25 protein-coding genes are annotated in these 21,698 nt (G+C 68.6%); 13 read left to right on the plus strand and 12 right to left on the minus strand.

Annotated elements, in window-relative coordinates:
- The first annotated feature begins 342 nt into the window (after positions 1 to 342).
- Positions 343 to 1,746 carry a class II fumarate hydratase gene (locus ACWEH3_RS04950; RefSeq protein WP_450025205.1) on the plus strand — a complete coding sequence of 468 codons (1,404 nt, stop codon included), beginning with the start codon at positions 343 to 345 and terminating at the stop codon, positions 1,744 to 1,746.
- Between the two features lie 77 nt (positions 1,747 to 1,823).
- Here the strand turns inward: ACWEH3_RS04950 and ACWEH3_RS04955 are convergent, their stop codons facing one another.
- From ACWEH3_RS04955 to ACWEH3_RS04970, 4 genes are all read right to left on the minus strand, one after another.
- The gene (locus ACWEH3_RS04955) at positions 1,824 to 2,681 is read right to left on the minus strand and encodes an acyl-ACP desaturase (RefSeq protein WP_450025207.1); all 858 of its coding nucleotides are present in this window, start codon (positions 2,679 to 2,681) and stop codon (positions 1,824 to 1,826) included.
- Positions 2,682 to 2,781: 100 nt separating this feature from the next.
- On the minus strand, positions 2,782 to 3,363 hold the full coding sequence (locus tag ACWEH3_RS04960; RefSeq protein ID WP_450025209.1) for an LGFP repeat-containing protein: 582 nt from the start codon (positions 3,361 to 3,363) through the stop codon (positions 2,782 to 2,784).
- A gap of 189 nt (positions 3,364 to 3,552) precedes the next feature.
- Positions 3,553 to 4,938 carry a PhoH family protein gene (locus ACWEH3_RS04965; RefSeq protein WP_450025211.1) on the minus strand — a complete coding sequence of 462 codons (1,386 nt, stop codon included), beginning with the start codon at positions 4,936 to 4,938 and terminating at the stop codon, positions 3,553 to 3,555.
- A 266-nt stretch (positions 4,939 to 5,204) separates the two neighbouring features.
- Complete coding sequence (locus tag ACWEH3_RS04970) at positions 5,205 to 5,573, minus strand: DUF488 domain-containing protein (RefSeq protein ID WP_450025213.1); 369 nt, start codon at positions 5,571 to 5,573, stop codon at positions 5,205 to 5,207.
- Between the two features lie 86 nt (positions 5,574 to 5,659).
- Between ACWEH3_RS04970 and ACWEH3_RS04975 the strand changes: the two genes are divergently transcribed.
- Positions 5,660 to 5,932, plus strand: a complete 273-nt coding sequence (locus ACWEH3_RS04975) for a hypothetical protein (RefSeq protein ID WP_039800723.1) — start codon at positions 5,660 to 5,662, stop codon at positions 5,930 to 5,932.
- Positions 5,933 to 5,939: 7 nt separating this feature from the next.
- Here ACWEH3_RS04975 and ACWEH3_RS04980 read toward each other — a convergent pair whose 3' ends face one another.
- Complete coding sequence (locus ACWEH3_RS04980; protein WP_450025215.1) at positions 5,940 to 6,362, minus strand: limonene-1,2-epoxide hydrolase family protein; 423 nt, start codon at positions 6,360 to 6,362, stop codon at positions 5,940 to 5,942.
- A 23-nt stretch (positions 6,363 to 6,385) separates the two neighbouring features.
- Positions 6,386 to 7,102 carry a TetR/AcrR family transcriptional regulator gene (locus ACWEH3_RS04985; protein WP_450025217.1) on the minus strand — a complete coding sequence of 239 codons (717 nt, stop codon included), beginning with the start codon at positions 7,100 to 7,102 and terminating at the stop codon, positions 6,386 to 6,388.
- 113 nt (positions 7,103 to 7,215) lie between these two features.
- Between ACWEH3_RS04985 and ACWEH3_RS04990 the strand changes: the two genes are divergently transcribed.
- From ACWEH3_RS04990 to ACWEH3_RS05010, 5 genes are all read left to right on the plus strand, one after another.
- Positions 7,216 to 8,412, plus strand: a complete 1,197-nt coding sequence (locus ACWEH3_RS04990; protein ID WP_450025219.1) for an FAD-dependent monooxygenase — start codon at positions 7,216 to 7,218, stop codon at positions 8,410 to 8,412.
- A gap of 199 nt (positions 8,413 to 8,611) precedes the next feature.
- Entirely contained in the window at positions 8,612 to 8,998 is a 387-nt protein-coding gene (locus tag ACWEH3_RS04995; RefSeq protein ID WP_450025221.1) for a hypothetical protein, read from the plus strand.
- Positions 8,995 to 9,585, plus strand: a complete 591-nt coding sequence (locus tag ACWEH3_RS05000) for a DUF3558 domain-containing protein (protein ID WP_450025223.1) — start codon at positions 8,995 to 8,997, stop codon at positions 9,583 to 9,585. Before ACWEH3_RS04995 ends, ACWEH3_RS05000 begins: the two co-directional genes overlap by 4 nt.
- Before the next feature lie 18 nt (positions 9,586 to 9,603).
- The gene (locus ACWEH3_RS05005; RefSeq protein ID WP_450025225.1) at positions 9,604 to 10,803 is read left to right on the plus strand and encodes a hypothetical protein; all 1,200 of its coding nucleotides are present in this window, start codon (positions 9,604 to 9,606) and stop codon (positions 10,801 to 10,803) included.
- The gene (locus ACWEH3_RS05010) at positions 10,803 to 11,540 is read left to right on the plus strand and encodes an ESX secretion-associated protein EspG (RefSeq protein ID WP_452358265.1); all 738 of its coding nucleotides are present in this window, start codon (positions 10,803 to 10,805) and stop codon (positions 11,538 to 11,540) included. Before ACWEH3_RS05005 ends, ACWEH3_RS05010 begins: the two co-directional genes overlap by 1 nt.
- A 7-nt stretch (positions 11,541 to 11,547) precedes the next feature.
- Here ACWEH3_RS05010 and ACWEH3_RS05015 read toward each other — a convergent pair whose 3' ends face one another.
- Positions 11,548 to 11,757: a hypothetical protein gene (locus ACWEH3_RS05015; protein ID WP_450025229.1), complete on the minus strand. Its 210-nt coding sequence runs from the start codon at positions 11,755 to 11,757 to the stop codon at positions 11,548 to 11,550.
- An 18-nt stretch (positions 11,758 to 11,775) separates the two neighbouring features.
- On the opposite strand from ACWEH3_RS05015, the gene ACWEH3_RS05020 reads away from it, so the two are divergent.
- Complete coding sequence (locus ACWEH3_RS05020) at positions 11,776 to 12,054, plus strand: hypothetical protein (RefSeq protein ID WP_450025231.1); 279 nt, start codon at positions 11,776 to 11,778, stop codon at positions 12,052 to 12,054.
- Positions 12,055 to 12,080: 26 nt separating this feature from the next.
- Here ACWEH3_RS05020 and glyA read toward each other — a convergent pair whose 3' ends face one another.
- Together glyA and ACWEH3_RS05030 are read right to left on the minus strand one after the other, a co-directional pair.
- Positions 12,081 to 13,376: a serine hydroxymethyltransferase gene (gene glyA / locus ACWEH3_RS05025; RefSeq protein WP_355078595.1), complete on the minus strand. Its 1,296-nt coding sequence runs from the start codon at positions 13,374 to 13,376 to the stop codon at positions 12,081 to 12,083.
- 115 nt (positions 13,377 to 13,491) lie between these two features.
- Positions 13,492 to 14,070, minus strand: a complete 579-nt coding sequence (locus tag ACWEH3_RS05030) for a TetR/AcrR family transcriptional regulator (RefSeq protein WP_450025234.1) — start codon at positions 14,068 to 14,070, stop codon at positions 13,492 to 13,494.
- A 93-nt stretch (positions 14,071 to 14,163) separates the two neighbouring features.
- Here ACWEH3_RS05030 and ACWEH3_RS05035 point away from each other — a divergent pair, with 93 nt between their 5' ends.
- A complete protein-coding gene (locus ACWEH3_RS05035) occupies positions 14,164 to 14,625 on the plus strand; it encodes a PaaI family thioesterase (protein WP_450025236.1) in 462 nt (153 codons plus the stop codon).
- A gap of 11 nt (positions 14,626 to 14,636) precedes the next feature.
- Positions 14,637 to 15,086 (plus strand): nitroreductase family deazaflavin-dependent oxidoreductase, encoded by a 450-nt coding sequence (locus tag ACWEH3_RS05040; RefSeq protein ID WP_450025238.1) that lies wholly within the window; start codon positions 14,637 to 14,639, stop codon positions 15,084 to 15,086.
- Positions 15,087 to 15,114: 28 nt separating this feature from the next.
- Here ACWEH3_RS05040 and ACWEH3_RS05045 read toward each other — a convergent pair whose 3' ends face one another.
- Positions 15,115 to 16,314 (minus strand): DUF885 domain-containing protein, encoded by a 1,200-nt coding sequence (locus ACWEH3_RS05045; protein WP_450025240.1) that lies wholly within the window; start codon positions 16,312 to 16,314, stop codon positions 15,115 to 15,117.
- Positions 16,315 to 16,495: 181 nt separating this feature from the next.
- Between ACWEH3_RS05045 and coaA the strand changes: the two genes are divergently transcribed.
- Entirely contained in the window at positions 16,496 to 17,428 is a 933-nt protein-coding gene (gene coaA / locus ACWEH3_RS05050) for a type I pantothenate kinase (RefSeq protein WP_450025242.1), read from the plus strand.
- Positions 17,429 to 17,434: 6 nt separating this feature from the next.
- On the opposite strand, the gene ACWEH3_RS05055 is transcribed toward coaA, so the two are convergent.
- The gene (locus ACWEH3_RS05055; RefSeq protein ID WP_450025244.1) at positions 17,435 to 18,022 is read right to left on the minus strand and encodes a hypothetical protein; all 588 of its coding nucleotides are present in this window, start codon (positions 18,020 to 18,022) and stop codon (positions 17,435 to 17,437) included.
- A gap of 61 nt (positions 18,023 to 18,083) precedes the next feature.
- Positions 18,084 to 18,863 (minus strand): isoprenyl transferase, encoded by a 780-nt coding sequence (locus ACWEH3_RS05060; RefSeq protein ID WP_357890375.1) that lies wholly within the window; start codon positions 18,861 to 18,863, stop codon positions 18,084 to 18,086.
- Between the two features lie 261 nt (positions 18,864 to 19,124).
- Between ACWEH3_RS05060 and trhA the strand changes: the two genes are divergently transcribed.
- Positions 19,125 to 19,763, plus strand: a complete 639-nt coding sequence (gene trhA / locus ACWEH3_RS05065) for a PAQR family membrane homeostasis protein TrhA (protein ID WP_450025248.1) — start codon at positions 19,125 to 19,127, stop codon at positions 19,761 to 19,763.
- 75 nt (positions 19,764 to 19,838) lie between these two features.
- A complete protein-coding gene (locus ACWEH3_RS05070) occupies positions 19,839 to 21,476 on the plus strand; it encodes an adenylate/guanylate cyclase domain-containing protein (RefSeq protein ID WP_450025246.1) in 1,638 nt (545 codons plus the stop codon).
- Positions 21,477 to 21,698: the final 222 nt, after the last annotated feature.

The raw sequence follows: 21,698 nt of genomic DNA on the forward strand, positions 1-21,698 counted from the left end.
GACGCTCGCCGATGGTTGGTCCAGCCAGTCGGTCACCGCGGAGGGCAGAGACCACAAGCTGGGAACCGTTCACCGCCCCGATCCAACGGTCATATGCCGCGCTGTTCTCGATGACAGCCATACCGCCGATGTGACGTCGCACCGCGTAAGGGCCGGACCGCTTCGTGCGCCTCTCGCGGACCGCATGCACCCGCATGGTCGGGACGGGGACACGGCTTTGAGCCGTGTGGGGCGGGCAACCGGACAACGGTCCGTATTCCCGAGCGAAGGCCTGCCGAGGTGTGCGAATGACCTCAGGCGTGGCTGCCCCACGGGCCGCTGCCGCGGCATAGGGTCGGGATCATGAGCGAGGAGACGCAGTACCGCATCGAGCACGACACCATGGGCGAAGTCCGGGTTCCGGTGGACGCTTTGTGGCGGGCGCAGACCCAGCGGGCCGTGGAGAACTTCCCGATCAGCGGACGCGGCTTGGAGCGGGCGCAGATTCGCGCGCTCGGCCTGCTGAAGGCCGCGTGTGCCACGGTCAACCGCGACCTGGGGCTGCTCGATCCCGTGAAGGCCGATGCCATCATCGCCGCGGCGAACGAGATCGCGCGTGGCGAACACGACGATCAGTTCCCGATCGACGTCTTCCAAACCGGTTCCGGCACCAGCTCGAACATGAACGCCAACGAGGTGATCGCCTCGCTCGCCAAGGCGAAGGGCGTCACCGTCCACCCGAACGACGACGTGAACATGTCCCAGTCGTCCAACGACACCTTCCCCACCGCAACGCATCTCGCCGCCACCGAAGCGGTCATCACCGATCTGGTTCCCGCGCTGGAGCATCTGCGGCTGGCGCTGCTGGACAAGTCGACGGAATGGCGGACCGTGGTGAAGTCCGGCCGCACGCACCTGATGGACGCCGTCCCGGTGACCCTCGGCCAGGAGTTCGGCGGCTACACCCGGCAGGTCGCCGCGGGCATCGACCGCATCATGGCCACGCTCCCGCGGCTCGGCGAGCTGCCCATCGGCGGCACGGCGGTCGGTACCGGGCTGAACGCGCCCGAGGGCTTCGGCGCGAAGGTCGTCACGGAACTCGTGCGCGCCACCGGCATCGATGCGCTGCGCGAGGCCGAGGACCACTTCGAGGCGCAGGCCGCGCGCGACGGTCTGGTCGAGGCGTCCGGCGCGCTCCGCACGATCGCGGTGAGCCTGACCAAGATCGCCAACGACATTCGCTGGATGGGCTCGGGGCCGCTCACCGGCTTGGCCGAGATCCAGCTGCCGGATCTGCAACCGGGCAGCTCGATCATGCCCGGCAAAGTGAACCCGGTGCTGCCCGAGGCGGTGACCCAGGTGGGCGCGCAGGTGATCGGCAACGATGCCGCGGTGGCGTTCGCGGGCGCGAACGGCGCATTCGAGCTGAACGTGTACATCCCGGTGATGGCGCGCAACCTGCTGGAGTCGATCCGCCTGCTGGCCAACGTCTCCCGGCTGTTCGCCGACAAGTGCGTGCGCGGCCTGGTCGCCAATGTCGAGCACCTGCGCACGCTCGCCGAGTCGTCGCCTTCGATCGTGACGCCCCTGAACTCGGCGATCGGCTACGAGGAGGCGGCGGCGGTCGCGAAGGAAGCGCTGCGGGAGAAGAAGACCATCCGCCAGACGGTCATCGACCGCGGCCTGCTGGACGAGAAGCTGACCGAGGAGGAACTCGACCGCCGCCTCGACGTGCTGGCCATGGCGAAGATGAAGAAGCAGGACTGACCGGCGACGAAACGAACGCCACCTCGGTAGCCGGGAGGCTGCCGAGGTGGCGTTCGCGCACTGCGCCCGGATGCGGATCAGTCGCGCAAGTGCGCGAGCTCCTCGCGCGCCTGCTCCCCCTCCGGACCGAAATCGGTGCGGGTGAAAATGTTCCACCGCTTCAACAGCGGGGCGAACACCAACTCACCCTCCTTGGCGCGGTCGTAGACACCCGCCTCGGCGAGCACCACGTCGCTGTCGCGGCCGTCCGGCAACGTCACCGTCGGGACCTCGAAGCCCGCGACCCGGTCGGCGATGGCCCGCACGGTCTGGTCCGGCACCAGATCGAGCGCGGCGGAGACCAGATCGGCGAAGAACACCGACTGCAGTTCGTCGTCCAGCGCGATGCGCTCGGCGATGGCGGTGACCAGGGGGTTCTCCTCGAGCGCCGCGATGTTTCGGTGCCGGATCGCGCTGGCGGCCTCTTCGAACGCGCAGGTCGCCAGCACGTCGAGCAAGTGCATCGCCGGACGGCGGAAGCCCTTGGTCATGTGCTCCATGCGCAACCGCTCCAGTTCCACCGGGTCGACGGACCTGGTCACCATGAGGTAGTTGCGGATGGTGATCTCGTGGCGGTTCTCCTCGGCCGTCCAGCGGCCGACCCAGCGCCACCACGCGCCGGTGCGCAGGTACTTGCCGATCTCGCGGTGATACGAGGGCAGGTTGTCGGCGATCAGCACCGAAACGGTCAACGCCAGTTTGGCGGTTTCGCCGAGCTCGGACTGCTCCGCCGCCCAGTCGGTACCGCCGAGGAAGGCGAAGTTGCGCCCGTCGTCCCACGGCACGAAGTCGTGCGGCTGCCACCCATCGGCGGCGTCCACGTGCTTACGCAGCAGCAGTTCTACGTCCACCGCGAGCGATTCGAGCAATTCGCGATCGGTCAGGAGAGTTTGCACCGAGATAACCTAGCGGCTTGGCCCGCGGAGCGGGGCGGATGGATGGGATTCACAGGCAACCGAGACCACACCGCGATCCCGGACGCCGAGTATCTGGTTCCTACTTCGGCGTGACGGTGATAGTACCGTTCACCCAGGTGATGGTGCCGCCGGTGAAGTCGCTCTGCTTGCCGCCGGGGATGTCCTTCTCGTCGCTGATCGGGAAACCGAGCGGTCCCTGCGCGCCGCCGTTGTCTTCCCAGGCCTTGCGGATCTCACCCCAGACGACATGCGCTTCGCCCTCCTTGGGTTCGTAGATCGTGCCGCCCGCGAAGTCCTGGTAGTGCCCCCCGTCCGGTGCGTCCTCTTCCGCCTGCAGCGGTGCGCCGAGCGGGCCGGTCGGGCCGCCGAGCTGCACATACTTGTCGTAGATGGCGCCGGAGACGGCGATCTCCCCCGCCGGGGTCGCGATCTTGGTCGTCGCCTCGGCCGCGCCCGTGGTCGTCGGGCTCGCGCCCGTGTGCGTGGTCATCCCGGCGGTGGTGGTGGGGCTCGCGATCGAGGTGACCATACCGGTCATGCTGGCCATACCGGTCTTGGCGCCGTCGCCTTTGTTGTCGTCGCCGCCGCAGCCGGCCAGGACCAGCCCTGCCGCGGCGAGTACTGCGGTGAATCCAGCCGTTCGTCGAGCGAAGTGGTGCATGTCCATCCTCTCGCTGTGGGCTGCCGGCACACCACGGATTCCGTGACGCCGCCGCGCATAGCCTCGGCCGTTGGTCAGACGATGACCCGGTGACCGACGAGCGGCCACCGGGTCATACCGAACTGCTATCGCGGCCGATGATACCCACCGGACATGCGGTGAAACACGCCGTCGAACGGCGTCGCGGGATCAGGCGTTGGGGCCGTACTCCTCCAGCATCTCGGTGACCAGCGCCGCGATCGGCGAGCGCTCGCTACGGGTCAGCGTGATGTGCGCGAAAAGCGGATGGCCCTTGAGCTTCTCGACCACCGCCGCGACCCCGTCGTGCCTGCCGACGCGCAAGTTGTCGCGCTGGGCCACATCGTGGGTGAGCACCACCCGCGAGCCGGTTCCCAGGCGGCTGAGCACCGTGAGCAGCACATTCCGCTCCAACGACTGGGCTTCGTCCACGATCACGAAGGAGTCGTGCAGCGACCGCCCGCGAATGTGGGTCAGCGGCAACACCTCCAGCATGTCGCGGCTGAGCACCTCCTCCATCACCTCGCGGCTGGCCAGCCCGTCGAGCGTGTCGAAGACCGCTTGCGCCCAGGGGCCCATCTTCTCGCTCTCGGTGCCGGGCAGATAGCCCAGGTCCTGGCCGCCCACCGCGTACAGCGGGCGGAAGACCACCACCTTGCGCTGCGCGCGCCGTTCCAGCACCGCCTCCAGGCCCGCCGTCAACGCCAGCGCCGACTTACCGGTCCCGGCCCGGCCACCGAGCGAGACGATGCCGACGCTCTCGTCCAGCAGCAGGTCGAGCGCGATGCGCTGCTCGGCGGAACGCCCGTGCAGCCCGAACGCCTCGCGCTCGCGGACCAATTGCACCCGCTTGTCCGGCGTGACCCGGCCCAGCGCGCTCGAGCTCGCGCCGAGCAGCCGGACGCCGGTGTGGCAGGGCAGTTCTCGCGCTTCATCGAGATCGATCACCGACTCGGCGTAGAGCTGATCGATGCGCGCCGTGCTGACGTCGAGCTCGACCATGCCGGACCAGCCCGAGGTCACCACGTCCTGCGCGTGGTACTCGTCGGCGTGCAAGCCCACCGCACTGGCCTTGACCCGCAGCGGAATGTCCTTGGACACCAACACCACCTCGCGGCCCTCGGCCGCGAGATTGAGCGCACAGGCCAGGATCCGCGAGTCGTTGGTGTCGGTGCGGAAGCCGACCGGAAGGACCGCGGGATCGGTGTGGTTCAGTTCCACCTGCAACGTTCCGCCCTCGGTGCCGATCGGCACCTGCTGATCCAGCCTGCCGTGTTGCAGGCGCAGATCGTCCAGATTGCGCAAAGCTTCTCGCGCGAACCAGCCCAGCTCGTGGTGGTGCCGTTTGGCTTCGAGTTCACCGATGACCACCAGGGGTAACACCACGTCGTGTTCGCCGAACCGCGTGAAGGAACCGGGATCCGAGAGCAGGACGGAGGTGTCGATGACGAAGGTTTTGCCGGGTAATTGCGAGGGGCGGGCCCCCTTCGCGGCGGCTCCGCCTTTCGCGGAGCTGGAGTTCGCCGAGGGAGCGGAAACGGAGCGTGCAGCAGTCACGGTGGGCTCCTCTGTGTTCATGCGGCAGTCGCACGAACGATCTCGCTGGACCGGTCCGTCCTGATGGACCCGACGTTGCCGTCAGATGCCACGAGGGCCGGGCTCCGGCCCCCTCGTACTGAGTAGCTCAGTCACGGTCAGGACCTCCCGTACGAGCCACACCGCCGCGGCCCGCACACCCGACGCTACCTCCGACTCCGGTGTCCGCGCTCGGGGACTGCGAGGCGTGTCCGTGAACTTGTCGTAAACCCGCACGTCGCGAGGGTTCAGCGCAGCACGTCGAGCAACACCGGAACATGGCTGTGCGCCGGATCCTGTACGGCCGTGAGCAATGTCACCGGAGCTTCGGCTGCCAGGGCGCGTAAATCCCGCAAATCTTGCTGAACCTCCGGCGCGGCGAGTTCGACACGGTAGCGGCGGGCGAATTCCGGGCCGCGCGCGTCCCGGTCGGCGTGGAACCAGCGCCGCAATTCGGTGGTCGGGGTGAGCTCCTTGGGCCAGCGATCGACCCGCGCTTGCGCTTTGGTGATGCCCCTCGGCCAGAGCCGGTCGACCAGCACCCGGGTGCCGTCGTCGGGGTCGGGATCGTCGTAGACGCGCTTGATCCGGAAGCCGGGTCGGGGTTGCGGTGTCATAGCGGTTATCGCAGCACGGCGTCCGGGCAGGGACGGGATTCGCCACGCGGTCGCTGTCGCCCGATTCGGCGGATAGAGTCGCTGGTATGTCCGGTAACGAGGATTTGGAGAAGCTGTCGTCGAAGGAGCTGCACGACCGGGCGATGAAGCTCGCCGTGCGGCGGGGGGATGTGAAGTTCCTGTGGCGGCTGCTCACGTCGATCCCGGCCGCGGAGGCCGCCGCGGGCAATGTCGGCGAAAGCGAGGCGGACATCAAGTACGTGCTGCCCATGCTCGACGACTACGTCCACGCCGGTGACGGCGCGGTCGCCGAGGTGCTGCGACCGGTCTATCTGGACTACCTGGCCCAGCACTCCTGAGAACCGGTCAGCGGCGGGTGAGCGCCGCGCGCCAGAGGCCGGCAGCCGTACCGCGCAGGAAGTTCTCCCAACTGAAGTGGTCGTGCCACAAGATGATTCGGCCGTCGTGTAGCCGGAAGGTGCCGGTCACCCAGAACCCGACCCGCACCGGACCGAAGCGCAGGTAGTCGGTGCGGTCGGTGAGCACGACGTCGCCGTCGGCGGCGATGTGGTGTATGTCCACTCCGAAGCCGAGCCAGTCGCGGCGCAGGCCGCGCAGCACGCCGCCGACCCGGCGGCTGCCCTTCACATCGGGCAGCGAGGTGTTCTTCCAGACGATGTCGGGGTGCAACAGGTCGATCGCCTCCTCCGAGGCGCCCATTTCCAGCGCGGCGAAGAACTCCCGCACCGTGGTGGTCGAGTCCTGTTTCAGGTCGGGTTCGTCGGTCATGGTCCGAGCGTAGGCCGCGGCGGTCACCCGCGGCGTGCGATGAGCACGGCCAGTCCGTCGAGAATGCGCTCGATGCCGAACTTCAGCGCGCCGTCCCCGCCCGCGACCGCCCCACCCTCCGCGAACGCGGCGGTCGCGGCCGGATACCGGTCGGCCGCGGCTGCCACCATTTCGGCGAACTGAGCCGCTATCTGCTTCTCGAATTCGTCGGCGTCCGCCACTCGCACCTGCTGCGCCAGGCTGCGGGCATGCCCGGTCAGCAGGACGATCGTGTCCAGCCGTTCGGCGGCGGTGAGCCCGGTCCCGGCGAGCGCGCCGAGCGCGGACTCCATCCACGCGACCTCATTGGGGCCGACCGGCCGCAAACCCACCGACACCTCCATCGACCAGGGGTGGGCGCTGAAGCGCGCGTAGATCGTCTCGCACCACACGCGCAGCAGGTCGCGCCAGTCGTTCTCCGACGCCTCCTCGCCCGCGCTCAGTTCCGGCGGCGCGCCCAGCGCCGTGTCCAGCATCAGCGCGACGAGTTCGGCCTTGCCCGGCACGTAGCGGTACAGCGACATCTTCGTGAAGCCGAGGCGCTCGGCCAGCCGCTGCATGGACAGGTTCGCCAGCCCTTCGGCGTCGGCCAGCGCGATGGCCTCCGCGACGATCCGCTCCAGCGACAGCGCGGGCTTCGGTCCGCGCTTGGGCCGCTGACCGGTACCCCAGAGCAGTTCCAGTGTGGTCGGTGTCGGCATGCCCGAAATCCTTCCGGAGAACGTCTTGACGTGAAACTGTGTCTACCATACGCTAATCAGCGTCCGCCGGATACAGTTTCCGTCGGACGCAAATTCGAGACGAGGAGAAATCCATGCGCAACACCACCGTGCTCATCTCCGGCGCGAGCGTCGCCGGTCCCGCGCTGGCCTACTGGCTGCACCGCTACGGCTTCGCGGTCACCGTCGTCGAGCGCGCTCCGGAGCTGCGCCCTGGCGGTCAGGCGATCGACTTCAAGGGCAGCACCCAACGCACCGTGCTGGAACGGATGGGCGTGCTGGACGACATCGAGCAGCGCAAGACGGGCACGACCGACACCGTCTTCGTGGACGAGCGGGGCGCCGAGCTGGCGCTGATGTCGGGTGATTTCACCGGCGGCGATGTGGAGATCCTGCGCGGCGACCTGGCCGAGATCTTCTACCGGCGCACCGCCGACCGTTGCGAATACCTGTTCGGCGATTCGATCACCGCGCTCACCGAGACCTCCGCCGGCGTGCACGTCGAGTTCGAGCACGCGGCCGCCCGCACCTTCGACCTGGTCTTCGGCGCCGACGGCATCCACTCCCGGGTTCGCAGGCTGGCGTTCGGTCCCGAGCGGGACTTCGTGAAGCACCTGGGCTACTACTACGCCGTCGCGGGCGCCAGCCCGTGGAGCGGCAAGACCACCGGACCGCGCGAGCGGGTGGTCGCCCGCGGCCACAACGCTCCCGGCCGACTCGCGGTCAGCGGCGGACCGAAGGCGCAGCAGATGTACATGTTCGCCGCGCCCGAGCTCGACTACGCCCGCGACGACAGCGCCGCTCAGCAGCGCATCCTCGCCGAGACCTTCGCCGGAGTCGGGTGGGAGGTGCCGCGAATGCTCGCCGAGCTCACCGAATTCGACGACTTCTACATGGACTCGATCAGCCAGGTCCAGATGCCCGACGGTTACACCAAGGGACGTGTCGCGCTGGTCGGCGACTCCGGGTACGGGAACACCCTCGGCGGCTTCGGCACCGGGCTCGCCGTGGTCGGCGCGTACGTCATCGCGGGGGAACTGGCCTTGGCGGCCGGCGACCATACTGTCGCCTTCGCTCGCTACGACGAGCACATGAAGCGCTACGCGAAGATCGCGGGCAACAGCAACGCAGGCCGCTTCCTGGCCCCGAAGACCGCGCGGGGCATCAAGATGCGCAACTGGTTCCTCGGTTCCCGGATGTTCGCGCTGATGGCGAAATTCGGCGACAACGCCGCCAACGACATCGATCTGCAGGACTACCCCGCGCTGGTCGCCGCGGCGAACGCGCGCTGACCGCTCGTCAGCGGCCTTGACAGCGATCGGCCCTGCCACACCCGCCGGTGCCCGGCACAACATCCCAGTTGGGAACCGTCGCGCGGCCGACGACGAGCGGCGCGAGGGGGCGACCCGAGGATTCGGCTGTGTTTCGATGGAACCGGAGCGAGACGGGTTGCGTCTATAAGGTCAGACGGCACTGACGGAAGGGGCGGCGATGGCGGACAGCCCGTTTCCCGGGTACATCGAAGCTGCGAAAACCGGGGCGTTGCGGGTGCGGATGGACCCGCAAGCGTTCGTGGAGATCGACCGGGCCTGCCAGGAGTTGATCGACACGCTCGTCGGTGCCCGCGCGGACGCTCGCGATCTCGGGGAGCAAACGCAATGGGGATTGGGCGAGGGCAATCCCCGCCTTTCGTCGGCGGTGGAGCTGGTCCGACTGTTCCGGGAGAAAGCGTTCGGCGGCCCGAACAATGCCTATGACACGCTGAACGACTACGTCGCCGTCGCCGAGGACATCCGAGCCATGTTCAAAGCGATCAGCGACACCTATCAGCGCACCGACGCCGAATTCGCGTCCAGAATGCGGGAACTCGGCGTATGACCGGCAGCGAGTACACGAGTCGCCGGTCGAAGGCCGGTTTCACCGCGTTGGCGGCGCTGACAGTATTGCTCACCGGATGTGGTGACGAGACAGCGTCATCGCAAACAGCGCCGACCACGACGCAACGGGATCTCCCCGGCGCTGGAACAACCTCAACCGCCGGTCCGCAGACGTCGTTCGATCCCTGCACCGCGCTGACACCCCAGTTCCTGGCCGAACACGAGTGGGACGCGTTGCCGCCCGCGCCGAAACAAACCAGCACCGGCGGCGTCAGCTGGAAGGGCTGCCGGTACGTCGCTCGAGCCGGGTACGGCCTCACGATCCAAACGACCAACGGGACGCTCGATCAGGTGAAGGCGAAGTTTCCTTCGGCCACGAGTATCCCGGTCGGTAGCCGGAACGCGTTGCGGTACGAAGCCAGACCCGACGTTCCCGGTGGCTGCACGGTCAACGTCGAAATGCACGACGGCTCGCTGTACATCCTCGTCGACGATCCGAGTGGCAGACATCCACGCAAAATTTCGCCGTGCGACAACGTCACCGATATCGCCAGAGCAGTCGCACCGCTGCTGCCCGCGGGCAGCTGAACACCGGGGGAAGCGATCATGAGACAGACCGACGGACGCGCGATCACCGATCCGGAGAACGCGCAGAGTTTCTCGCACGCGGAGATCAAACAGGCTGCCGAAGCGATGAATCCGGCCGCGCTCGACGGTGCGTTCGCCGCGTGGTCGGCCATCGCCGCTGCGGTGACGAACGCGGGCCAGCGCTTCGAGGACGCGATCAAGAACGCGGTGGAACAGCACTGGGAGGGGGCGGCGGCCGACAGCGCGGTCCGCGGCGTGCGAGATTACGCGGCGCGGGTGGGCGAACTCGGTGACGCACTCGGCGCACAGAGTCTGCCGCTGTCGTCGGCGGCGGACGCTGCGGCGAAGTTCAAGCTGGCGGTGCCGGATCTGCTGGACACCTCGGGTGGCACGGCCGATCCGGCACAGCGCAATTCGCGGGAGGAGCAGGCCCGCGACGAGATGAACACCCAGTACATCCAGCCGTACGGGGCCACCGCTCCGGCTATCCCGACGCTCCCGCCCCCGGTCGCTCCGGCCGCCGCGGCGCCGATCGGTATCGAAACCGGCACGGGCGTGGAGACGAGCGCGAACGTCGGCTCGCAGGCCGTGGCGGGCGCCAGCTCGGCGGACAACTCCCCGTCCGGCAGCGCGCCCTCCGCCGCGGACACCGCCTCCCCCGCCGGTTCGGCGGACGACGGCGAGCAGGCGGGCCAAGCGCAGCCGGAAGCCGAGAACACGCCGCAAACCGTCACGTCTCAGGCGGTTTCCCAAAGCCAGGACCCTATGACGACCACTCCGGCAGCCACCGCCGCGAGGACACCGACGTCCACATCGGCCACATCGGTCGCGCCTTCCTCCTCGCCGCCGCCGCAAACGACGCCAACCACCGTCGTCCCGACCTCGTTCAACGGCAGACCGAACGGCACGCCGAGCAAGCCTGCCACCCCGGGCGCGACCGGAACCCCGAACGCTTCGGACAACCAAGCGCGACCGGGCACCTCTCGGCCCGCCCAGCCCACCGTGCCCGCCGCGGCGAACGGGCAGCCCACCGCACCGGGGCGCCCGGGAGCGACGGGCGCTTCGGGGTACCCGGGCATGATGCCGCCGGGAATGCGCGGCAGGCGCACGGACGACGACGAACACAAGTCGCCGAAGTACCTGCGCACCGAGGAGCACGCGAAACAGTTGCTCGGCGAGGTGAAACCGACGGTGCCGCCGGTACTCGGTGAGCAATGATGGCGCAGTGGTCACTGTCGGCCGAGCAGTTCGCCGCGGCGTGGTTCGGAACGGGCTTGGACCGCATGCCCTTTCCGTTCCGATTCACCAGCCGCTTCCCCGGTCTCAACGAGTACCAGGCGTATCAGCGACAGTTCCGCGCCGAACTCGGGCGGGACGAACGACTGCCACTGCGCAGCGCGATCAGCACGCTGGCCGTTCCGGACTGGCGTATCGAGCTGTTCGGCTACGACAACACGCGTGCGGGCGTCGAACTGCGCGCCGTCGCCTGCGGCACCCGTTCCGGCTCCGGTGTGCTCGCCGTGCAGTCGCCCGCGCCGGACGGCGGACGAGTCCGGTTGCGCTGGTGCCGGGTCGATCAGCTCGCCACCGAAGTGGTGCGCTTGCTCCCGGACGCCACGGCAGGAACGGTGGGTGAGAAGAGCTTCCTGCTCGATGATCTCAACGACGAGCGCCCCGATGTGTTCGGCAACGCGCCCGCCAGCCAGGCGAAAGAGCGTTACCGGCGGTTCTGGCGGCAGTCGTGCGCCACCCGCGGCACCGCCGTCGTGCTGCTCGGGCCGCGCAACGCCGAACCGCTGCGCACCGGCCGCCTCCGCTGGATCGACACGCCCGACGGCCGCTACTGCGAAGTGCCCGCGAACCGCGCCCTGATGATCCGGCCGGGTACCAGCGCCGATATCGCGCGGTACCTGGACGAGTCGATCGTGCGGGCGAAGGCGCGCATGGACAGGTAGTACCGGATCACCGCGCCGCGAGGTGGGCGGTGACGAGGGTGTCGAGCAGCACGTCGAGATCCGGCCACGGAAAGCTCGGGCGATCCTGGCGCAGCAGCACCAGACCGTGCAGGGCCGCCCACAGGCACGGCCGCGGTAGCGGTGGGATCGGCGCTGCCGGTGGACGCCACCGCATCCATCGGGTGCCGAAACACCGGCAGGCCGGGCAATTGAGCATCGGTCGGCTCCCAGCCCGGTGGCCGTGCGCTATCCGGAACTCGACCTGGCGCTGCTACTGGTCAACGGTTTGCGCATCCGCCCCGCGTTCAACCGGCAGGTCGTCATGGATGCCGCGCAGGCCGCCGAACTCACCCGAGCCCTGCGCCCGCGCCTTGCCGTTCCCATCCACTACGCGTTCGCCAGCGGCCCGATCGGCGACCGCGTGATGACGAAGGCCCAGCGCGACCCCGGGCTATACGTGGACGTGTCGGCCGCTATCGCGCCGGACACGTCCTCGCCCCTGGACAACCGTTGATCGTGTAGCCCTGAGCGCTCGGCGATTCAGCCCAGCAGGCGCCAGTCCTCCAGGCCGTCGTACAGCGGGACGTCCTTGGCCAGCTTGCTCACCCGGGCGCGCAGCGCGTCCAGGTCGGCGCCACCGGCCAACGCGCTCGCGATGATGTCGGCGACCTCGGCGAACTCGGTGTCGCCGAAGCCGCGGGTGGCCAGCGCGGCGGTGCCGATGCGCAGGCCGGAGGTGACCATCGGGGGACGCGGGTCGAACGGAACGGCGTTGCGGTTCACCGTGATACCGATCTCGTGCAGCAGGTCCTCGCCCTGCTGGCCGTCGAGTTCGGAATTGCGCAGGTCGACCAGCACCAAGTGCACGTCGGTGCCGCCGGTGAGCACGCTGATGCCCTTGCCCTTGACGTCGGCGGCGGTGAGCCGCTCGGCCAGGAGCTTCGCGCCGGACAGGGTGCGCTCCTGGCGATCCTTGAACTCCGCGCCCGCGGCGATCTTGAACGCGACGGCCTTGGCGGCGATGGCGTGCATGAGCGGGCCGCCCTGCTGGCCCGGGAACACCGAGCTGTTCAGCTTCTTGGCGTACTCCTGCTTGGCCAGGATCAGGCCGGAACGGGGACCGCCGAGGGTCTTGTGCACGGTCGAGGACACCACGTCGGCGTAGGGCACCGGCGAGGGGTGCAGACCGGCGGCGACCAGACCGGCGAAGTGGGCCATGTCCACCCAGAGGTAGGCGCCGACCTCGTCCGCGATCGAGCGGAACGCCGCGAAGTCCTGGTGGCGCGGGTAGGCCGACCAGCCCGCCACGATCACCTTCGGACGCGCCTGCAAGGCGATGTCGCGCACCTCGTCCATGTCGACGCGGTGGTCCTCCTTGCTCACTCCGTACGAGTGCACCTCGTAGAGCTTGCCGGAGAAGTTCAGGCGCATGCCGTGGGTGAGGTGACCGCCGTGCGCGAGGTCGAGACCGAGCAGCTTGTCGCCCGGGTCCATCAGCGACATCAGCACCGCGGCGTTCGCCTGCGCACCGGAATGCGGCTGCACGTTGGCGAATTCGGCGCCGAACAGCGCCTTGGCGCGGTCGCGCGCCAAGGTCTCCACCACGTCGACGTGCTCGCAGCCGCCGTAGTAGCGCCGCCCCGGGTAGCCCTCGGCGTACTTGTTGGTCAGCACGCTGCCCTGCGCCTGCAGCACCGCGCGCGGCACGAAGTTCTCCGAGGCGATCATCTCGAGCGTGTCGCGTTCGCGGGCGAGCTCGCCTGCCATCGCGGCAGCGAGCTCCGGATCGAGCTCACCGAGAGACTGGGAATTGACAGAGGCGGTCGTCTGCGTCACGTGCCTCAGTCTATGGGCCGTCGGCGTTGTCCTCGAGCAGGGGGTTCACCCCTCTCGGTCGGCACAGGCTCGGCACGCGGTCGGCCGGACCGCGCTCGATCCGGTGGCCAGGCGCTCAGCGGGACGCGCCGCCGTCCGGCAGGTAGTTCTCCAACAGCACCGCGAGATGCCGCTGAGCGTCTTCCAGCGGCCGGGTGGACTTCATCGCCCGCGACTGGACGATGGCCCCCTCCAGCGCGCTGAACACGAAACTGCCGAAGGAACGCGCCTCTTCGGCGGACATGCCCGCATCGGCGAGCGCCGAGCCGAGCCGCTCGTGCCAGTCGGCGAACACTTCGCCCGCCGCGGCCTGCACTCGCGGCTCGGACTCGGCCAGCGCCGCTCCGAGGATCGGGCACCCGGCGCGGTATCCGGTCTGCTCCAGCGTGGTGACCCACCAGCCGAGCAACGAATCGAACCAGCCCCGGGGCGGCGCGGCGGTGATCTTCTCGACCACTCGGGCGATCCGGGCTCCCGCGACCCGGGTGGCAGCCTCGACCAATTCACCTTTGCCTGCGGGAAAGTGCTGGTAGAGCGAGTTGCGCGAGGCGTTGCCGCGTTCGAGTAAGGCGGCCAGTCCGGCGGCGTGCACGCCCTGCTCGCGAACGAGTTCGATGGCGCTTTCGATCAGCCTGGTGCGCGGCCCTGCGGTCATGCGAGTTCCTTGCTCAGTGTTGCGTGAACCGATCGGTCCATGTTGCAATTATGTCAGATGTGGACCGATCGGTTCATCGAAAGGATGCGATTCATGCCCGAAACCACCGTGGACCCGACTCAGCTGTCCGGCCTGGAACTCCTGCGTGTCGCGATGACCAGAACGGATCGCCCGCCGTTCATCGGTGACCTGCTCGGCATGGAGGTCGACGAACTCGAGCACGGCAAGGTGGTCTTCGCGCTGCGCACCCGGCCCGATTTCGCCAACCCGCTCGGCACCACACACGGCGGCATCTGCGCCACCCTGCTCGACTCGGTGATGGGCTGCGCGGTGCACACCACTCTGGAACCGGGCGCCGGCTACACGACGCTGGAACTGAAGATCAACTACACCCGGGCCGTGCCCACCGACGGACAGCGCCTCACCGCCACCGGAACCACGATCCACCTCGGGCGCACCACCGCGACCGCCGAGGGACGCGTGCTCGACGAGCAGGGCCGCCTGGTCGCGCACGCCACCACCACCTGCGCCATCTTCCGCCCACATCGACCCTGAGGAGCACTGTCATGGCGGGACGAACACCGAGCGCCGCGGTACGCAAATTCCGGCGCGAACGCCTCATCGGCCGTTACCTGGTGAACCCGGCCGTCAGCCTGCTCGACCGGCTCGGCATCCGGTCGTCGCTGATCGCCGAACTGGAGACGGTCGGCGCGAGATCCGGTCAGCCGCGGCGGGTGCCGGTCACCGCGTCGATCGACGAGACCGGCGCGTGGCTGATCTCACAACACGGTTATCGGTCCGGCTGGGCCCGCAACATCGCCGCCGACCCGCACGTACGGTTACGCCAGGGCGACCGGTGGCGCACCGGCACGGCCGCCTTCGTGCCGGAGGACGATGTGGTGGCCCGCTCGCGTACGTTCGCCAAGGGCCGCGTCTCCGCCACCGTCGCCGAACGAACGATGAAAGCGCTGGAGAGCGATCCGATCTCGGTGCGCGTCACCTTCGCGGGCGCCTGAAGCGCACCGGGATCAGCGATCGAGGCGCTCACGCCGCCGCGCGCACCGCACCCGGCGTGAGTGGTTCGTCGAGCAGCCTGCGGAAACGGTCGGCCCGGTCCTCGGCGTCGGCCGCGCGATCGAGCCAGCCGCCCAGCAACCGGTATCCCTCGACGTAGGTGGAGATGTAGGCCCGCCACAGCGGCGAGGACAGGAAGCGCAGCGACTGGCGCGCCCGCTCCGGCGTCGTCAGGTTCCAGGTCTGCAAGAACTCCGCCACCTCGTCGTGCGACCGGCCCCGGTCGTGCAGTAGCAGCGCGGCGTCCTGGCGCACGCTCAGCAGGTCTGCCGAGGCGTTCGAAAGGCGTTCGGCACGTTCGCCGTCGAAGCGCAGCCCGAGATCCGCGTAGATCTCCTGCGCCCACTTGCCCCAGCCAGGGCCGACGATCGAGCGCAACGCCAGATCGGCGAGCCCCTCGGCCATCAGGCACTGCGGCGTGTTCACCAGGAACAGCGTCTGCTCGGCCTGACCGGCGGCGACCAGCCCGGCTTCCTTGCGGCAGTGCTCGGTGTGGTGACCCGGGTAGGACTCGTGCGCGATCAGCTGCGGCAGATGCGCCATGTGCTGCTTCAGGTCGGAGTTGATCGCGACCCGGGAGTGGTAGTTGCCCAGGTAGTAGTTGAAGCCGGACCAGGGCTTGTCGCCGACCACCTCGTAGGTGACGTGCTCGTGGTCGGGCAGCGGGTAGCGGACGCGAACCAGCTCGCGCAACGCGCTGGAGAACGCCTCGACGCACACCGCCAACCGCTCCGGCGGGATCTCGTCGGCCTTGCGATAAGCGGCCACCCGCTCGGCCAGCGGACCGTCCCCGGCGAGCACCTCGTCCATCCGCCGGTGCGCGTCGCGGTAGTCGTCCACGTCACCGGGCGCGATGTCGACGTCGAAGTAGGCGCGCACCTCCTCGATGAAGCCGATGTCCTCGCCCGCGAATTTCCGTCCGGAGCACTCCAGCGCGCGCAGGTGCACGTCGAGGAACTCGGCACGCTCGGGCGCCAATCCGGCCTCCGGCACCGCGGCGCGCAACTCGGCGGCGCGGCGGGCCAACTCGCGCGGCTGCGGTGCGGGCGCGTTCTGCACCTCGCGGCGCAGCGCCGGATCACCGGTGTAGGCGTCGACGAATCCTTCCTCCAGCCGGTCGAAGGCGAGGCCGAGCCGCAGGTATTCGGTCACGAGCGGATGCGCTTCCATGCCAGCCGACATTAGCGGCTCACACCTGTGTCATCGAGTCGGTTACCAACCGGTAGAGGTACCCCGCTCGGCCCACGATGCTGACGCAGAGCAGAATTCGCCTATGCGGCGACAGCTAGACCGAATCTCACCGGATCCGCACGGTAACCGTGCGTGTTTGCTGAAACGGAGTGTCGGGTAAATGGCACGAATGAGCGAGCCGAGTCCCTACGTGGAATTCGACCGGAAACAGTGGCGGACCCTGCGTAAATCGACTCCCCTGGTGCTCACCGAGGAAGAACTGATCGGCCTGCGCGGTCTCGGAGAACAGATCGATCTCGAAGAAGTCGCGGAGGTGTATCTCCCGCTCGCTCGTCTCATCCACCTGCAGGTGGCCGCTCGTCAGCGCCTGTTCGCCGCGACCGCGACATTTCTCGGCGAAACCCATCCCGACCAGCAGGTACCGTTCGTGATCGGCGTCGCGGGCAGCGTCGCGGTCGGCAAGTCCACCACCGCGCGCGTACTGCAAGCGCTGCTGGCGCGCTGGGATCACCACCCGCGGGTCGACCTGGTCACCACCGACGGATTTCTCTATCCCACCGCGGAACTCACCCGGCGCGGCCTCATGCACCGCAAGGGTTTCCCGGAGAGTTACGACCGCCGCAAGCTGCTGCGATTCGTCACCGAGGTGAAATCCGGTGCGGCCGAAGTCTGCGCCCCGGTGTATTCGCACATCTCCTACGACATCGTGCCGAGCAAGCTGCACTGCGTACGCCAGCCCGACATTCTGATCGTGGAGGGGTTGAACGTGCTGCAGACCGGTCCGCGCCTGATGGTGTCGGACTTGTTCGACTTCTCGATCTACGTCGACGCGCGCATCGAGGACATCGAGAAGTGGTACGTGCGACGGTTTCTCACCTTGCGCAAGACCGCATTCGCCGATCCGAACGCGCATTTCCACCACTACTCCGGATTCACCGACGAGCAGGCGACCGCCGCCGCGCAGGAGATCTGGAACAACACCAACCGGCCGAATCTGGTGGAGAACATCCTGCCCACCCGCCCGCGCGCGACCCTGGTGCTGCGCAAGGACGCCGACCACAGCATCAATCGGCTGCGGCTACGGAAATTGTGATTCCGATTACAATTTCCACTCCTCAAGTCGCTGCGCGACATCGATATCGCGGACCGCGGCGATGTGCGGTTTACGGATCTCCGCGGAGATATAGCGGGCGACGAAACGCCTGATCTCGTGATCGACGCCGGCGAGGACGCGCAGCAGTTGCCCGCGCCGCGTGGCGGCGGCGACATCGACGCGCACGTCGGCCGGCCGCGGCTCCGCGATATCGATCACCACCCGCAGGGGCGCCGCCGTGCGTACCGTCAGGTGCAGGTGCACGAAGCCCTGTACGTGGAACCGGTGCCGGTCGACCGCCAAGTGCAGCAGCAGGTCGACCTCCAGCGGGATGATCAATTCGAACGCGATGGTCTCGTCGTCGCGGCGGCTCAGCCTGGACGACCCGAGCCTGACCTGGGCGGTCACCTTGGCGAGTCGGCCGGGACCGACCCCGATGGGGCCGAAATCGAAGGCGCCGCCGGTCAATTGGGCGAACGCGCCCGCGATGCGCGCTTCGGAGGCGGCGTACTCCAGGAAGCGTCTGCCGAAGTCCGCATAGCTGATCGAGTCGTCCGGTTCGCCCTGCGCGGGCCGGCGGTCGAACGAGCTCATGAGACCGGACGGTACGCGAGAAGAACGAGACCGGAGCGGGATTCAGCGCACCGACACCGAGTCAGACGCCGAAACGGCGATGACGCGCGGCGAAGTCGCGCAGCGCCCGCAGGAAATCCACCCGGCGGAACTCCGGCCAGTACGCCTCGGTGAACCATATCTCCGAGTATGCGCTCTGCCACAGCAGGAACCCGGACAGCCGCTGCTCGCCGGAGGTGCGAATCACCAGGTCCGGGTCCGGTTGCCCGGACGTGTAGAGGTGCTGGCCGATGGCGTTCACGGTGATCGACTGGACCAGGTCCTCGCCGGTCTCACCCGCGGCGATCTCCTGGCGGACCAGCGAGCGCACGGCGTCGGTGATCTCCTGCCTGCCGCCGTAGCCGACCGCGACATTGACGTGCACGCCGTTGCGGCCGTCGGTGCGCTCGGCCGCAGTGCGCATCCGCTTGGCGATCAGTTCGGGGAAGCCGTCGAGCGAGCCGACGATGCGCACGCTCCAGTTCTGCTCCGGCGCCGACAGCTCCTCGACCACGTCGGTGATGACCTCGAACAGCGTCTCCAACTCGTCGGGATCACGCTGGAGATTCTCGGTGGACAGCAGGTAGACGGTCACCATCTCGATGCCCTCGGCCTCGCACCAGCCGACCAGCTCGGCGATCTTCAGCGCGCCGACCCGATGGCCGTGACTGACGTCGGTGAAACCGTTCTCCCGCGCCCACCGGCGATTGCCGTCACACATCACCGCGACGTGCCGGGGATGCTGCTTGCCGGCCAGCTGCCTGGACAGCCGGGCCTCGTAGATGCGATACGGCAGACCCCGCACCTGACTCGGAAGTTCCACGCGGGCAACCCTACGCCTCGGCGACACGAACGCGGCATCGACCGCGATACGCCGGTACAGTGGCCAGGAGCACGCAAGTTACGGTTGCGTAGGTTACTGACGGGTTCAACTACCTCGTCTGCCCTCGGTCCGGCGTGGGACCGCGGAAAGACTGCTCCGGCTGTTCCTTAGGAGGTACTCGTGTCCGAATCGGTCGGCGCCGCCGATGCGGCAACGGTCACACCGGCCCCCGCCACGGCGGGCGAAGCGCTCGCCGAGGCGCTGGTCAAACCGCGCATGCGGGGCTGGATCCATACCTGGGCCGTCGGCGTCGCGGCGATCGCGGCCGTCGTGCTGATCGCCACCGCGGGCACGGTCTCGGCGACCGCGGGATGGTCGACGCTGATCTACGGGCTCACCGTGTGCGGGCTGTTCGGCGTCAGCGCGGTCTACCACCGGGTGACCTGGCCGACCGCGCGCGCTCGCATCCGGATGAAGCGAGCGGACCACTCGATGATCTTCCTGTTCATCGCGGGCAGCTACACCCCCTTCGCCCTGCTCGGCCTGCCCGGAGGCACCGGGCAGACGCTGCTGGCCGTGGTGTGGGCGGGCGCGCTGGCCGGAGTGGCGCTGAAACTGCTGTGGCCCGCCGCTCCCCGCTGGGTCGGCGTTCCGCTCTATCTGCTGCTGGGCTGGGCCATCGTGCCGGTCGCCGGACAACTGAACGACCAGATCGGCATCGCACCGCTGATCTTGCTGCTGATCGGCGGCCTGTTCTACAGCGGCGGCGCGATCCTCTACGCCACGAAATGGCCGAACCCGTGGCCGGGGGTTTTCGGGCACCACGAGTTCTTCCACGCGGCCACGGTGCTCGCGGCGTTGACCCACTACGCGGCGGTCTGGCTCGTCGTCCTGCGCTGAGCGCATAGAGTCGACGCGGAGGGCGGACGAGAGGGCGGCGCAAGCGATGGAACGGTCATCGAGGTCGCGGCCCCTATGATCGCGAAGCTCGTCGTCTGGGCGCTCAAAGCGCGGGGTGGTTTGGCCGCTCTGGTCACCACGGCGAATCTCAGCGGCCTCGCGGTGATCGTCACCCAGCTGTGGCTGAACGGGTTCCTCGGCAGGCTGGGCACGGATTGGCTACGGGCACTGGCCTTCGTCGGCATCTATCCGGCGGTGGGGTTCCTGGCGGGCATCGTCCTGGCGGTACGCGACCGCAAGGTGTACTTCGGCTGGCTCGACGCCGGGCGCAAGCCCACGGAGGTGGAGGCGCGGCGCTTGCTGCACCTACCCGTCGCGATCAGCATGCGCGCGATCGCGCTGTGGATTCCGGGGGTGATCGTGGCGACCGCCGTCTTCGCGCGGCTGAGCCCGGACAACGACCCCGGCGTGACGGCGTCGCTGTTCACGATCGGCGCCTTCGAGTCGGCCGCGGTCACCTTCCTGATCGTGGACCGGTTGATCCGGCCGACGATCCCGGTGGTCGCCGGGGTGCTCGGCTGGACCATGCACTGGAGTTCCTCGGTGCTGGTGCGGGTCGTGCTGACCTGGGCGGTGGCGGCCGCGCTTCCGCTGCTCATGCTGATCGTCGTGCTGGCCGACCCGGTGGCGGCCGCGCCCGACCGGGTCCGCACCGCCATCTACCTGTCCGCGGTCGGCATCGGAGTGGGTGCGCTGGCCACGGCGTTCCTCGCCCGCGCGGTCGCCGCGCCGATGCGCATCCTGCGTCGCGCGCTGGACCGCATCGCGCAAGGCGATCTCGGCGCCCGGGTGCCGATCGGCAGCACCAGCGAGATCGGCCGGTTGGAGCACTCGGTCAACGAACTGGCGGCGAACCTGCGCGAGCGCGAACGGATGCGGGAGGTGTTCGGCAGGCACGTCGGGGCCGAGGTGGCCGAGCGAGCGCTGGCCCGCGGGGCGGATCTCACCGGCGACGTGCGTGAGGTGTCGGCGCTGTTCGTCGATGTGACCGGGTCGGTGGAGCTGTCCACCGGGTTGCCGCCGCAGGAGTTCGTGGCCAAGCTCAATCGGTTGCTCGCGATCGTCGTCGCGGCGACCGAGGAGAACAACGGACTGGTCAACAAGTTCGAGGGCGACGCGGCGCTGTGCGTCTTCGGAGCGCCGATCGCGTTGGGTGACAACGCGACTCCGGCACTGCGGGCGGCGCGCCGCATCCGGGACGAGGTGCTCGCCACCGGAGAACTCGATATCGGGATCGGCGTCGCGCGCGGCGGGGTCTTCGCGGGCGACGTCGGCTCCGACACCCGGCTCGAATTCACGGTGATCGGCAACGCCGTCAACGAGGCCGCCCGCCTCACCACGGCGGCCAAGGAGGTGCCGCGGCGAATCCTGGTGAGCCAAGCGGTGATCGAAGCCGCTACGGAACACGAGCGCGCCAAGTGGACGTTCTACGACACCATCGTGCTACGCGGCATGAAGGACCCCACGTTCTGCTGGACCGACATCGACACCTCCGGCGCCCGGCCCGAACGCATCGAAACCCGCACCGATCGACTGGATGGCGAAGACCTGCCCGCGGACACCAACCCGGTCATCGAAATCCACACGGCCGCAGAGCCGCCCCGTGGCACGGAGTTGCCGGACGCCGAGTTCGACGCCCCGCCTCGGCGCTAGTCCACTCAGCTGGGTGAACAGCTGAGCACGTCGGCGCGGCGGTTCAGCAGCCGTCTCGGTGGCGACATGATCGAACGCGCATGCCCTCATGCACCGGCCGCATCGCGCCGCACCCGGTTGCGTTCGGCGGCACGAACGTCGTCGTGCGCCCACCTGGCATCGTGTCGCGATGGTCTCGGCCGTCTCGCGGCTGCGTGATCGAGCGCCTCAGCTCCCTGAGGG

This window comes from Nocardia sp. NPDC004718 (assembly GCF_053601535.1).